General features: G+C 60.1%; 10 protein-coding genes. 4 read left to right on the top strand and 6 right to left on the bottom strand.

Annotated features, from left to right (window positions below; all coding sequences use genetic code 11):
• Positions 1 to 1,159: 1,159 nt before the first annotated feature.
• Positions 1,160 to 1,693: a peroxiredoxin gene (locus tag ACVMIM_RS11475; protein WP_040998951.1), complete on the top strand. Its 534-nt coding sequence runs from the start codon at positions 1,160 to 1,162 to the stop codon at positions 1,691 to 1,693.
• A 70-nt stretch (positions 1,694 to 1,763) separates the two neighbouring features.
• A complete protein-coding gene (gene rpoN / locus ACVMIM_RS11470) occupies positions 1,764 to 3,212 on the top strand; it encodes an RNA polymerase factor sigma-54 (protein ID WP_476117180.1) in 1,449 nt (482 codons plus the stop codon).
• 52 nt (positions 3,213 to 3,264) lie between these two features.
• On the opposite strand, the gene ACVMIM_RS11465 is transcribed toward rpoN, so the two are convergent.
• From ACVMIM_RS11465 to ACVMIM_RS11440, 6 genes are all read right to left on the bottom strand, one after another.
• Positions 3,265 to 4,347: a cytochrome-c peroxidase gene (locus ACVMIM_RS11465; protein WP_476111996.1), complete on the bottom strand. Its 1,083-nt coding sequence runs from the start codon at positions 4,345 to 4,347 to the stop codon at positions 3,265 to 3,267.
• A 397-nt stretch (positions 4,348 to 4,744) separates the two neighbouring features.
• The gene (locus ACVMIM_RS11460; protein ID WP_476111994.1) at positions 4,745 to 5,269 is read right to left on the bottom strand and encodes an IS1595 family transposase; all 525 of its coding nucleotides are present in this window, start codon (positions 5,267 to 5,269) and stop codon (positions 4,745 to 4,747) included.
• Positions 5,270 to 5,367: 98 nt separating this feature from the next.
• Positions 5,368 to 5,442: a transposase gene (locus ACVMIM_RS11455; protein ID WP_476117179.1), complete on the bottom strand. Its 75-nt coding sequence runs from the start codon at positions 5,440 to 5,442 to the stop codon at positions 5,368 to 5,370.
• Positions 5,443 to 7,009: 1,567 nt separating this feature from the next.
• Positions 7,010 to 7,459, bottom strand: a complete 450-nt coding sequence (locus tag ACVMIM_RS11450; protein WP_040986765.1) for a Ros/MucR family transcriptional regulator — start codon at positions 7,457 to 7,459, stop codon at positions 7,010 to 7,012.
• Positions 7,460 to 7,533: 74 nt separating this feature from the next.
• A complete protein-coding gene (locus ACVMIM_RS11445; protein WP_131802842.1) occupies positions 7,534 to 7,869 on the bottom strand; it encodes a hypothetical protein in 336 nt (111 codons plus the stop codon).
• A gap of 832 nt (positions 7,870 to 8,701) precedes the next feature.
• Complete coding sequence (locus ACVMIM_RS11440) at positions 8,702 to 11,554, bottom strand: phospholipase D-like domain-containing protein (protein ID WP_040986766.1); 2,853 nt, start codon at positions 11,552 to 11,554, stop codon at positions 8,702 to 8,704.
• A gap of 363 nt (positions 11,555 to 11,917) precedes the next feature.
• Between ACVMIM_RS11440 and ACVMIM_RS11435 the strand changes: the two genes are divergently transcribed.
• Entirely contained in the window at positions 11,918 to 12,118 is a 201-nt protein-coding gene (locus ACVMIM_RS11435) for a hypothetical protein (RefSeq protein ID WP_040986767.1), read from the top strand.
• Positions 12,112 to 12,234, top strand: coding sequence for a hypothetical protein (locus ACVMIM_RS11430; RefSeq protein WP_476111990.1), 123 nt, complete (start codon positions 12,112 to 12,114; stop codon positions 12,232 to 12,234). Before ACVMIM_RS11435 ends, ACVMIM_RS11430 begins: the two co-directional genes overlap by 7 nt.
• Positions 12,235 to 14,258: the final 2,024 nt, after the last annotated feature.

Below are 14,258 nucleotides of genomic sequence, written 5' to 3'. Positions count from 1 at the left end.
CCAAAGACGAATGGCGAGCCCGTCTGCACGCATTGCGGCCTTCTCGTCTGCTACGCGCCGCAGGCGCGCTTTCAAGTGCTCCGGCTGCCGCCGCGAGTTCTTACCGGCTTGCCGAAACAGCACAGAGTTCATTGACATAAAGGAATTCAGTCCGGGCCTTTCCCATTCGGCCACGCGCGGACGAAGCTGCGCTTCGGTTCACATAGGTATCGTCTCCGTTCCACCACTTCTCCCTTCTCGCGGCCCGGCCCCCTGCCCTTGGTATAGCTTCCGACATTTTCGTCCACCTTCTGACACAAGAAGGTTCGTCGAGTCTCACGTGGAAACGCCTTGTATGTTTCACGAGCATTAGCTGCCTGAGATGTTACACGTTCAGCCCGACGAGACCGCCGTCTTAGACGTAAGGCTTTCCTCCATGGCGACCCCGAAAGCATGGTCCTTCTACTCAAGGTAAAAATCGCTTCCATCCCCGCTGCACGTCAGATGGCACGGCATTTGCGACAAGCTCATTAGAACCATCGAACCACAAACAAAGCGACGGGCGGACCATTGGTGACTCCAGACAAGCGCTTGAGGCGACGGTGACTACCGCGGATAAGCATCGGGAGGTCGTCCCCTCCAGACGTCAGCGCTCGCCAGCTTTTCTGCGCAGGTGTGCTCGGAGGCCGACATCCAACACCGCGGCGTGCTCCCAATTGCTGCTTGCCGGTCCTTATCAGCATGTGAATGCCGAAGCACTGCATCGAAGGCTCACCCCAATCGACGTCGAGGCGCCACCGGCAACCATCTACAATACGCAGAACCATTTTCGTAAAGCGAGACCTTTGCGCGACCTCAACGTTGCGGCACCACACGGCTATTTCGAGATTGACACTGTCGATCGCCACCACTTTCTCCTCGACGAGAAGCAGCTAGTCATCGACATCCCTTGCAGCGCCAATTGCCCTAAAGGGGTTGCTCGGACCGCCCAAATCGCCGATATCGATCCAGCCATTCGGATGACGAAGAGGGTGGGCCAAGGCCTTCCCGTACCACCGGATGGAAGAGCGATTTGGAAGCCGCGAAGGCCTTCATCTCATGTCCGGCATGCCTGCCGAGTCGACGTTACGTCGGCCCAAACCGAGAAGCCATGCCAGTTTTCTTATAAAAGGAGCACTTGATGACCATCACGAAGAAGGTTCCCTTCGTTACCTTTCGCACGCGTGTTCGCGACGAGTCCATCGAGGGGCCAAATCCATACCGCTGGGAAAACAAGACATCCGACGACTATTTCGGTGGCAAGCGCGTTATCCTGTTCTCGCTTCCTGGCGCCTTCACTCCGACCTGCTCGACCTACCAACTGCCCAATTTCGAAAAGCTCTACGACGAGTTCAAGAAGGAAGGAGTTGACGCAATCTACTGCCTCTCCGTCAACGATGCCTTTGTCATGAATGCGTGGGGCAAATCCTTGGGGCTGCAGAAGGTCGAGCTTATCCCGGACGGCTCAGGCGAGTTCACGCGCAAAATGGGTATGCTGGTTGCCAAGGACAATCTCGGCTTCGGAATGCGCTCCTGGCGCTACGCCGCCCTGATCAACGATGGTGCGGTGGAGCAGTGGTTCGAGGAGGAAGGTTTCTCCGACAATTGCGAGAGCGATCCCTATGATGTCTCATCCCCGCAGAACGTTCTTGAAACACTGCAGGCCGCCGCCTGATCAAGTGAGCGTCTGGCAATCCCATTAACGCACGGCCAAGAGCCTCCTCGATTGGAGTTTCGTGCTCAACATGCTGTCCTCGGCAAGGCTGCTTCAACGCCAGAAGCAATCTATGGTGGCATCGCCTCAGCTCATTGAGTCGATTCGCCTGCTACAGTTAGCTCGCGCCGAACTGCATCAATTCGTGGAGCAGGAACTCGAGAAAAATCCGCTTTTGGAGCCAGCTTCAAACGACGGTGAGGCTCTTGGCGACGTGCCGAGTTCGGCAGACCAGTCCATTGGCGCACGCGAAAAAGACATGGATAGGCCGACGAGCGCGGCGGCCACAGAACGACTGGGGGAATGGAAATCCCCGCGCAACACGACGAACACCCCTGCGGATAGCCGCCCTGCCCTGGACGAGTTCGCCGCCTGCACCGAAACATTGCACGACCACGTCGCTGGTCAAATCGCGCTCACTGCATTCACACCACAGGAGCGGCTGATTGCAGGCGAGCTCGCAGCCCATCTGGAAGATAGGGGCTATCTTCGCGTGGACCTTGTGGGACTGGCCGGCAAACTGAACGCCCGCGAGACGGATGTGAAACGGGTTCTCGCAACCTTGCAGCAGTTTGATCCACCGGGAATTTTTGCTCGCACTCTCAGCGAATGTCTCGAGATCCAGTTGCGTCAGCGCGACCGGTTCGATCCGGCAATGGCCGCTTTGGTCGCGAACCTTGAGATGGTTGCCAGACGCGATTTTCAGGCGTTGAAGCAGCATTGCTGCGTCGATGAAGAAGACCTTGTCGAGATGTTGCATGAAATCCGTGCGCTCGATCCCAAGCCTGGCAACCGATTCCAATCCGGAGCGCCGGAATCCATCATACCCGACGTCTGGGTCACGCCCTCGCCCGGAGGTGGATGGCAGATCGAACTTGATCCGGACGCCTTGCCCAAGGTTTTGATCAACCAAACCTATTTCACCGAAATCTCGCGGCACGCCGCCCGGAATCCGAAAGATCAAGCGTTTCTGAACGAATGCCTGCAAAACGCGAATTGGTTAATCCGCAGCCTGGATCAGCGTGCCAAGACAATTCTTAAGGTTGCGACTGAAATCGTGCGCCAACAGGATGCCTTTTTCCAACATGGCGTGGCTCATCTGCGGCCTCTCAATCTCAGGACTGTCGCTGAGGCGATCAACGTGCATGAATCGACGGTGAGCCGGGTGACCTCGAACAAGTATATGCTTACCCCGCGCGGGGTGTTCGAACTGAAGTATTTTTTCACCGTCGCGATTGCCTCCTGCCAAGGCGGCGACGCGCACTCCGCCGAAGCTGTCCGCCATCAGATCAAAGCGATAATTGCTCAAGAATCGCCCGGTGACGTGCTTTCCGACGACGAGATTGCCGCCCGGCTGAAGGAAACCGGCATCAATGTTGCGCGCCGCACCGTCACAAAGTATCGCGAGGCGATGAACATCCCCTCCTCCGTGCGACGGCGCCGGGAAAAGCGGCTATGGCTCATTGGCGATCAAGATTGAAGCAGACGTCTGGCTCCTTCGGCGTATTAGCCTCCCTTTCAGGATTATGCGGTCACGGCGCCGGCCGGGGTGTCGTCGCGACGCTCGGCGGCAAGGTTGGATAAGTTACCTTCGGCTGGTCCCCGGTGAGCGCGTGTAGGAAAGCGGTGATCTTGTCGACTTCCTCAGGGCTCAGTTGCGTACCAAGCTGGGTCGTGCCCATCACCGCCACGGCTTGCTCTAGATCCCATGTACGGCCGCTGTGAAAGTAGGGGGCGGTGAGTGCGACGTTCCTCAAGCTAGGAACCTTGAAGACATAGTCGTCATCCACCTTCTGTGTCACCTCGACGCGTCCCTTGTCGTCAGGCGGCAGCAACTCCCAGCCGGGCTTTTCGACCACCCCAAAAGGAGCGTACATGCTCCCGCCGACGTTGATGCCGTTGTGGCAAGACGAGCATCCTTTGTCGGCGAAAAGCCTGAGCCCCTCCTTCTGTTCAGCGGTAAGTGCGTTTTCGTTACCTTCGAGATACCTGTCGAAGGGTGCGTTAGGCGTGATCAGCGTCGCCTCGAACGCGGCGATGGCTTTCGCGATGTTGTCATATCTCAGGGGATCGGTTTCATCGGGGAAGGCTTTGCCGAACGCCTCAACGTACCCAGGAATGCCCTTGAGCTCTTCGACGGCGTGCCCGGGAGTGGTCCCCATCTCCGTCGGGTTGGAGATCGGGCCGCCGGCCTGCTCCGTCAGATCCGCTGCCCGTCCGTCCCAAAACTGGGCGATGTTGAAGACGGCGTTGAATACAGTTGGCGCATTGCGGCCGCCGCGCTGCCAGTTATGGCCAATAGAGGTGGAGCGGCCATCGCCGCCAGCACGGCCGATTTGATGGCAGGTGTTGCAGCTGATGTTGTGAGCTTGCGAGAGCCGCGGTTCGAAATAGAGCATCTTGCCCAACTCGAGCTTCTCTAAGGTCGCCGGATTGCCGTCCAGGTCTGCAGCACGCTTGGGAATGGGGCTGAACAGCGATCTCGCAACATCCAGCAGGTTGTCCTGCCCCATGGCTGTGGAGGCAAGCAGGCAGCCTGTGAGTGCAGAGCATAGAAACGCAAATCCCGCCGCCAAGCGAAAGAAGGAGACACTAAATGTCTTCACGAAGCCCATCGACGTAAGTACCCGCTATTGCGTTGATGCAACCTTCAAACGAACTACCGCTCCGCCCTGACCGCGTCTTCGCAACTAGAGTTGGAAGTCATTCCTGAATTGCATGAATGCCCAAGACGTCGAGCGATTTTGCAAGCGCGGCCCCGCTCTAACGAGACCGCTATTCTGCGAGCGGACCCGTCGCGCTTCTTGCCGCGGCGATCACATCGAATGGAAAACAACAAAGATCATGCCATTTCAGGCCAACCGAGATTTTTCTCAAACTTTGCAGCGGGGTTACGCTCGAAGAGCCTGTCTCGGTCGAGCTCCAGTTGTCGCCAATTCGACAAAATCGACAGCGGAAAAGTCGGGAGTTTGTCCGGCCACCGGCGCTCCTAATCAGGGCGCGCGCGGGTGTCTATTCATCAGCCACGTCGAACTCTAAAGCGCGTCGCGATCTTTCAGATTCGCGCCATGCGTGGTTCACCTGCCTGTGCTGGTTGAGGCCGGCCAAGTCGGCATAGCTGGGGTGTTCGTCGGTGACGACGGTAGCGTCCTGGCTGACATGGTCGCGGACCGTCGCCCAGGCGGCCTCGCCCTGCTCCTCGCGGACGATGCGCGTGAAGGTGCGCTCGAACCCGCTGCCATTCTTCTCGCAAGCGCCAGCACGCATAGCCGCTTCATGTTCAGGTATTTCTTTCTTCAGGCGGCGATCAATCCGCTCCTCGGCCTTGTTCTCTGGCTTGACGTGGCCGCCAGCGTACTTGCCGTCCATCTGGACCTGGCCCTCAAGCTTCATGCCGACGCGGCGCAGCCCCAGCGCTTCCTTGATCTTCAGCGACAGGACCCAGGCGGTCTTGTACTGCACGCCGAGCTCGCGGGAGAGGTGCAGGGCGTGCATGCCCTTCACGGCGTTCACGGACATCCAGATCGCGGCCAGCATTTTTCACAAGCTGAGCTTGTGGAAGGCGAACACGGTGCCTGAGGTGACGGAGAACTCGCGGCGGCAGCCGGAGCACTGAACCCCCGCCTGCGGAGCGCCTAGCAGTCGAGAACGCCACAATGCGGGCAGACGGGATCGCCATTCGTCTTTGGCCAGCGGAACTGGCGGAAGATCGCCTAGGCTTCCTCTTCGCCAATCTGGAGGAGGTGTTGGATGGGCATGTCCCGGCATTCGGGGACACCAGTCTAGCGCGACGATTATGGAGACCGGTCGGCCACCGTAGTTGTCGCCGCGCAGACATCAGGGAGTGCTGCCCGTCCTGGTATTTCACACATCCGCGTCTCGTTTCGGGATCGTGGTGGATATTATCCAACCACTCCGGACGTTCCAGAATCCTCGGAGTCAGGCGGGCGCGGGGGAATTGGAGGCGCGGGTGTTCATGTTCAGGCTCCGGTTGGCAGTCGTCGACACGCGTAGCGATGCGGCGGCCTCGGAGGCCGTCGAAAATCAGCGCCGTATGCGTATCCGCCTGAACATGAGGTGGGCCCTTAATGGATCTGCCCGCCGGAGTCGATCAATTCTTGAACTTCGAGTAAACGAGCCGTAAGCGAACGTGGGCCAAACTCGCTATCTGCTTCACCGCGTTTCAGAGTTGACGGTTAGCAATATTGCCATGTGCCCGCCGCATTGATTTTCAGGCAGGTCGGGCAGATATATTGTTTGATCGAGGAGCGTAGCCGTGGGCGTTAAGGTTGGTCATTTCGACGTGAAGGATTGTCGCGCGGAGAAGCAGCGTTCCCGCGATGTCGACCTTGCGCGCCTTGCATCCAAGCAGATTTCCGCCAAACAACTTCGCGATAAGAATGGCTTTTTCTCGTCCCTGGATCGGTCGAAGGCCCGGCTTCTTGTTCGCAGGGCCTCAGTCGCGTTGAGATGAGTGACGAGCCTGCGCGTTTCGGCCCGCTAGACGTTCTCCAGATAGCATCAAAACTTACGATCGATGATGCCACGTTCGTCATCGGCGGTCAGGCTACCAACCTGTGGGCATGGTTCTACCAGGACCGGGCTCCTGAGTTGTCGTCCGGTTCCGAACTGACGAGTAAGGAACATCGACTATTTCGGCACAAGGAAGGCGGCAGAGAGCCTGGCGCAGGCGCTTGGTGGGAAGGTCTATCTTCCAAATGCCGACGATATGAACACGCCAAACACCGCAGTTGTCGTGGCCGAGATCAACGGGAAGAAGTTGCAGATCGACTTAATGCACGGCGTTCTGGGTATTACAAAACGCGAGTTGGAAAACGGCATTTCGGTCATCACATCGATGACGGCAGAGGACGGGAGTGCTGCCGCAATACCGCCTCGGCTTCGTCTTCAACGCTCCAAAGCCCTCCCCCGCAATTTTATCTGGACTTCGCCTGCGAAATCGAAGCGGTCTTCAAGACCGCCCAGGCCTTCCAAGGAACCCCAGCGATAGAGTTCGCGTCTCAGTCGAGCCTAGCGATCTGGCCGCGCAGCTCAAGGAGCTAGGCAGCCGCTGTGACGCGATCGTCCGCGATTGCACAGGACCAGCCGGCGATCACTTTAGCCGTAGCAGGACTTGCTACCAAAGGATTGCCGGCGTCCTTGTCGCCTCCGAGTTTGCTTCGGCTGTGCGTAGGCTATGTCGGATTGAAGGCCTTACAGGTTTGGCCGGTCAATTCCACCGTATGGCGCATCGACCTCGGGGAGGCATTGCGCTCACTACCTAGATTTGCGTGCCGCCGACTTCCTTTCGGGTTTGCTGACAGCTTTGTGGCCGAGACCGCTCGACTTCGCCAGCGCCGACCGTTGGGCCGCATAGTTCGGCGCTACCATGGGGTAGTCGGGCTTCAATCCCCATTTCTCGCGATATTCGTTGGGCGTCAGGCCGTAGTGGACGTTGAGATGCCGCTTAAGCGATTTGAATTTCTTGCCGTCCTCTAGGCAGATGATGTGGTCGGGAAACACCGACCGCTTCGGATTAACCGCAGGCGCTTGGGCTGGCTTCTCTGGCTCGACCGCTTGCCCAAGATTCGACAATGACGAATTCACGCTTGCGATAAGCTCTGGCAGTGACGCGGTGGGAACGGCGTTTTTGCTGACATAGGCAGATACAATATCTGCCGTAAGTTCAATCAACAGGCCTCGGCTATTTGCGGTGTCCTCGTGCATTCAATTACTCCTATTCCGTGACAACACGGGGAACGCTTTTACCGGCTTTGTCGAGGAAGGCCAGCGTGATCTGCTTATGTCGGCGTTAGTCCACCGCTTTTGGCTATCGCAGCAGAAGATTCATTGAAGGCTTTAATGATCCGATAGAACTGCATTTGCAGCAGCCGACCAGTTTGGCAATTCCTGCTGGGCCGAGGCCGTCGGCAAGCAGTACCATGATAATTCCTGTCAAGCCGCTGTTTGCCACCTAGGGTGATCGTTCGCACCTTCTCCCAGTGGGTGCCCTGCTTCCGTTCGAATTCGGCGAGGACGACCCGGGCGATCTCGATCACATCAGTGGCGCCGAAGCCATGGCGAGCGATCATGGCCGCATCAAGCGCGCCATAGAGATTGACGGACAGCTTGATCACATCCCCTTTTAGCCCCAGTTCCGCACCCCGTGCGTGTGCAGCCGAATCCTCTCTTGGAGCGAACGCACCGAGATCTTATCCTGGTCGTCCTTGATGGCCTCGCTGTCCACCATGCGCTGAACGAAAAAGGCCTCTGAAGGCTTTGGGACGGCCGTCAGGCATGCGGCACCTGAGGCAGCAGCACTCCTGTGCCCAGTCCGTCGCCGGAAGGGTCAAAAGCATGCCTGGAGGATCTCGGCGTGATGTTGGTTATGTCGCCTTTATCTCCCTCCCGTCGTGCCCCAGGCGGACTTGAAGTCCGTAGCTCGCGAAGCAGGCGGGGATGACCACGGGGTCGACGACGCGAAGCGCGTTCAGCACCGCCTGTACCGCTCTTGGAATTTCGCAGCACCTTCCCTAGCGACTGCCAATGCCTCCTTCTGGAATTCAGCATGAGCGGCCGGATCGACGCCTAAAGCCGTGACCTGGAATGCCGAGCGCTGGCGCTTTGGGAGGACGACAGCGAATTGGAGGTTTGCGACTCAAAGGTGTTTCCCTCCAGGAACTGAAGCAGACGCTCTACCGTATTTGAACGGAAACGTGTGCGTCACCACAAGCGCGCGCATATCGGCCAGCAGCGGCGTCGTTTCCTTCTCGAGCGCAGCTCCAGCGAACTTTCCCGCACTCCGGTAGTCCAGGCCTGATCCTTCTTTCACCTTCACGGCTTCTGGAACATCGTCGGGCGGCAGCGAGAATCCCGCATCGCGGAGTATCCGCTCTGAGCCATCGCGGTTTCCGCCGTCCCGTTCGACGGCTCGCCGACACCGCTTGCGACGGGCGCCTGCTCAGCCGATCAACGCCCGAGGATTTCGGACAGCGGAACTGCGACGTAACCTGGATGCGGCGTCGTCTCGTTGGCTGCAGTGACGACTATCGGCATCGGCAGCGACTCGTCGATCTTGGCCGGCCCGATTCGATCCCAGTCGTAGAGAAAGACTTCCTGATAGAACTTGGCGATGTCGCGGTCATAGAAGATCATGCTGGCGTCGCGATTGAATCCGGTGCCGGCCGTTGTCCAGTTGTGACTCCCGACCAGCACCGCTTCGCCGTCGATGATGATGCCTTTAGTATGGCAATTGTTCTGCTTGCGAATCTTGTTGGTGTCAAAACCGTAGTCCTTCGCGCTGCTGATTGTGTCACGGTCGTCCGGGCCGAACGAGCGGAAGATGATACGGACATCGCGGCCCGCCTTCTGCTGCGCCAAAAGCGCATCCAGCAGCTTCCGGTAATCGTCGCCCACGGTCTTGGTGTTGAAGCTCTGGTTCTGAAAGTAGATCGTGCTCTTCGCTGATTGGATAAACGGCAGTACCATGTCGATGTAATTGTCGGGCGTCAGGACGGGCTGCACGTCTATCTCGCGGGTGTCGGTTAAAGGTTGGAAGTAGCGCGGTTTCGCTGCTGCTTCATCGACGGTTAGGTCCGCGGGCACCCATACCAGCGGCTCGCCCGCGACAGTCTCCGGCGCTGCCTTCGCCTCCTCTAGATCGCGCAGGATATGAGCTTCGAAGAGCTGGCTTAAATCCTTGTCTTCGAGCACGACATGCCATTCGCGGTTGTAGAGCCTGAGCGCGCTCGCGTCCGCAGGGTTGGCGAGCGGCGCTACGTCAGGCTGGTTCGAGCTCTGCCAATTGCCGCTCGACAGCCACATGGCGGCCCGGTCGCGAACGGCGACCTTGATGTGGTAGGCGGAATCGAAGATGCCCGCCTTGCCTACGCTCGCGGGCGCAAAGTTGAACTTGTCGCCTTTCTCCTCGCGTATCTTGTCCACCGCCTCATAGTCGGTGAAGTCGCCGGCGTGTACCTTGCCACCCATCTGCAGCACAAGAGACATGGTCTCGGCCTTGTTCTTGACCGCGTCCAGTACGCCTTTCAGCACGTTGACGGCGCCGAAGTCGTACATCGCCACCACCAGCGACTTTGTCGTCGACGCAAGGAAAGGCCCTAGCACGGGCCAGCTTGCGTCCGGTCCCGTATGCACCGTGAACGTCGTCGTCGTCTTCCGCCTCGTAAGCGGCAGGTCTGGCCGCTTCTTATAACTGGTGTGCCAGGCCGGAGGTGCCTCGTCGCCATAACTGAGTCCCATGAGATCGGCGGTCGAGGCGACCGTCACGTCCGTCCGGACACCATCGACGTACGAGGGAAGCGGCACGACGCCACGCGACTCGAGCGCGCCGAGATCGACCTTGCGCCTGACCGCAATCACCACCGCGCGCTCGTCCGTGATCTCGCCGTTTTCGAAGCGGTAGCCTGGCTTGACCGCGACCACGTCTTCCCGGTTCGCGAGCAGGGCGCGGGCCGTGCGCACGGCGGCTAGCGTCATTTCCCGGGTGGGCGGAGGACTTCCGGGCGGCGGCGCCGAAGTCGCGGGGCCAAGACCGGGACCAGGAGTTTGCGCCGAACCATGCATTGGAACCGCAGCAGCAAGCGTCGGCAACGCCCCATCGTCGATCTCCACCGTAATCTTGAGCGGCACCGTGAACGTGACTCCCCCACGCCCCGGGTTTTGATTGCTTCCCCCGCCGCTATTGTCGGCCATGACGATTCCTCCAGTGTTTTCCAACAGGCCGCGAGCGCGCGCGAGGCAGCGCTTGAGCTGGTCGATCGGGACTGCGTCGTTTTCAATGAATTCAATGCCACGATAATGTAGCGCGACCACCTGCCCGGTGCCGATGTCTATGACAGGCGAGCCGGAGTTTCCCCCAAGGGTCGAGCATGAATGGGTGATGTTGTCGTCGCCGACGCCGAGCAAGTTCCCCACCGCCACCCGCTTTTTGTCGTAGATGCCTCCGAAGATTTTGTTGGCGAGCTGTTGATCCGAGAACCGGATGTCGCTGGCCGGATACCCGACCACGGCAACGGGCAGCTTCGCAGGAGGCGGTTCGCTGGCCAATTGCAATTTCACCCTGCCGACAGCGGAAGACATCTGCGCAAGCTTTAGGAAGGCGATATCCGGCAGGCCGTCAGGGGCCACCCAGACGATGCGCTCGACGGTGACGGGGTCGGTAGCCGCGCTCCCGTATTCCTGGAGAAAGTCGATATCGGCGCCGATAGGCGTACGCGCGTCGAAGCCTAGCTTGAAGGTGAAGCCTGCCCCGCTGGTTTGGGCAAAGAGATTGGCGACATGCCGGTTCGTGATCACCAGCCCGTCGTCGATCACCCAGGCCGTCCCGACGAACGGGTTGTCGAAATTGCTCACGTCGACGCGGCCGATCGAGGCCATGCTGCGGTTCAGCAACGGCGCCTTGGCCGTTAGAATCTGCCGCCACGCCGTCGCCTCGGCTCGGGCGCTGCCGATATCGATCGCGTTGTTTTGGACGAGGAAGACCGGCGTGCCCACGGCGAACACGATGGTTTCGTCATTAGTGACGGGCGGTGGGGGCTGCGCCGGAGCGGCGGCCGCGGGTGGGGGCGCCGATCCAGGTCCGGGCGGCCCTCCGGCTAGCGCCACGCCTTCGTCAACCAATCGAGGTGTCGTCGCCGAGAAATTGCCATAGCGGGCATTCATCGCTTTGGTGGCATCGGCTACCCACTGCGGATGCTCGAACTCATTCTGTACTTGGCTAATATTCGCCAGCACTTCAGGAGCGCTCGCGTCAGCTATTTGCCTCGCCACGCTTCGCAGTCGTTGTGAGTCGGCGACGGTCATTCTTTGTTCCCCTCCCCCGCAGCCCATAGGGAATTGTAAAGAAACCCACGCAGATCTTCCGATCGCTACGCCGTTAGTCGGCGTAGATTCTGATCCAACTCCAATTTTAAATATGATACCCGCTGAGCGCAGTCTAGTTATTACAGGATACATCAGGCGAGACTGAAATACTAGAAGGCATTGTTCAGAAAGCAAGCCATGGCGCCGCGCAGGCTGATCCGACAGTCTTTCCGGCTAGGGGCACGCACCACGGACGTGGCGCCGAAGGGCAACTCGTCCTGCCGCAGATAGAAGGCACCGCCAGCCGCTTGAATTCGCCTGAGCGAAAACAGGTATGTGGACCGGCTGGCGTGGGGGAACTGAATGGATATCCATCTGGTTGCGGACACCAACCTGTTCTTCGAGTGCAAGCCACTCGAGCAGCTGCCGTGGCAAGAGCTCGGCTACGATCCGGTCGTAATCCTCCTGGCGAAAGCCCGGATGAGATCGACAAGCACAAGAATGCCAACAGCCGCACGCGCGATCGCGCGCTCGAAATATTTCGGCGCATCCGCCAAATGCTGAAGACTTGGGTGTCGGAGTCTGAAATCCGCGCACCCTCGCCAAGGGTGGTGTTGCGGCGCATGCCCAGCGTGAAGCCGGATATCGCGCTGGAGGAGCATCTCGACTATGTCTTATGAACGACGAGAGCTGGCGGCGTCTCCGATGGAAACGGCCGACGCCAAACGATCAAGGAACTCAAGAAGGAAATGGACGCCTATCGGGCCAAGAGCCAAGGATTTCGATTGGCGCCTGCGAAACCGTGGACAGTTCAAACACAATATGCGCAACCAGAAAGGTCGCGGTCCCTCTAACGAAACGGAAATCGGGGGATTTCTCGCGGCACCCAAGCTCAAGCATGCCCTCGTAATCGATTTCACGCCGCCCCCTCCGTCGAGCACGGCCAACGCATCCGGCGAGCATGGCGACGCATACGGCGAGTTGACAAAGATCGAGTACTTTTCCCAGCGGAGACGATATCAGCAAATATCGCGATGTGCTCTATCCACAATGGATTGAACGGTGCGGTGAGACGCTGGCGCAGTTGCACTGCGGCCGCGATGAAACCGAGCCGCCCGTCGTGGTGCGTTGGCCGATAGGTACCCGTCGAGAATGCGCTGCGGTCTGCGCTGGCGGATATCACGGCAGGACGCAGTCGAGGTCATCACTTCCGGCGCGAAGGAGACACTCGCGGCGGGCCCGCCGATTTTCCCATTCGACAACAAGCCTGTCCGGCTGCGGTTGTGAAGCTGTCGGATCCGGATGATGCCCCGCGCCTGTATGCCGCCCGCTGAACGATCCGCGGCCGGTTGGCTATGGCGCCGCTGTGACGGTCGTGGCACCGCTTAAATCGCCGTCATCCGCTGGTGAACCAGGCCGGAGTGTCGGCGAGCCGTGGCAGCAAGCCTCATGGACCGGAGCCGATAAGCGGGCTGAGGCGATCCAGCAGGGCCTGGCGGTCGGCGACGAGGGTGTCGAGGTGGAGCGGCCGGCCGGCGGGCGGTTCGGCTTCAGCCAGGCGTGCGGTCAGCGCCCGGGTGGCGTCGAGGACGAAGACGCCGCAATCATAGTCGTTGTCCTGCTGGGCCATCAGCACCGGCCTCAAGCGGGCGCCCAGCTTTGCGGCGAGCTCTTGTGCCAGCGCGCTGTTTTGGCCGCCGGAGGAGTCGTAATGATAGGCGAGCGGCTGCGAGCCGCGCAGATCGACAAACAGCAGCGACCAGTGAGTGCCCTGCTCGCCAAGCGCTGCATTGTTGAGGGGAAGGAACACGAAGTCGGTCCTGGCGTCCGCCAAATTGCCCTCGCCGCCGGCGATGCCGTGGAAGATGGCGGCCGCTTCGGCCTCGTCTTGGGTCATGCGCAAAAGATGGGTCACCGAAGGCTCGACCAATCGGATCCGGGCGGCGATGCCGGGACTGGCCCCGTGCAAGGTCTCGCCAAGCAGCGCGTAATCGGCCGTGATGTGGTCATCCAGCAGCCACTGGGTGGCGCCAAGCGCCAGCCGATGCGCTGCAGCGGCTGCCGGGGGAAGCCCGGCTGCCTGGCGCTCGGTCGGCCGAACAGGTGGCACGTCGACTGCGATGCCGGGAGCGTCGGAGATGGCTGATGTCCCGGCAGTGGGGAGGGTCTCGGCAGCGGCGGGCGTCTCGGCAGCGGCGGGCGTCTCAGGAGCAGGCGCCTCGTTGGCAAGGGTCTGTGCGGCTGCGTCCTCGCCGCCGCACAGGTAGGCGTGGAGCGCCTCCACGCAAGGCTCGGCGTTCTCCTTGTCCTTTGCCGAGGGCGGGACCACCGTGATATCGGCCTGTTGGTAGAACGGCCGGCGCTCGTCGAACATGCGGCTTAGCTTCTGCTCGCCGTCGGGGCCTTGCAGCAGCGGCCGGCTGGTGTCGTTCCCGAGGCGCCTGCGGATCACTTGCGGGTTGGTGTCGAGCCAGACCGACACCGCCTTCTCGCCGATCAGGGCTCGATTGTTGGGCTCGATGAAGCCGCTGTCGCCGGTTGCGATGACGATCGGCCCCTTCTCCAGTTGCTGGGCGAGTTCTTCGGCCTCCTTGTCGATGTCGACAAACTTCACCCCCAGCTGCTTGGCAAGCTCGCGGCCGATGGTCGACTTGCCGCTGCACGGCATGCCGACCAGCACCACCGGGCGCATGCCGAGGGCGGC

Source organism: Mesorhizobium sp. USDA 4413, from assembly GCF_056280365.1.
Note: the sequence above shows the minus strand (reverse complement) of the source record. Positions and strands in the feature narration are given on the sequence as shown.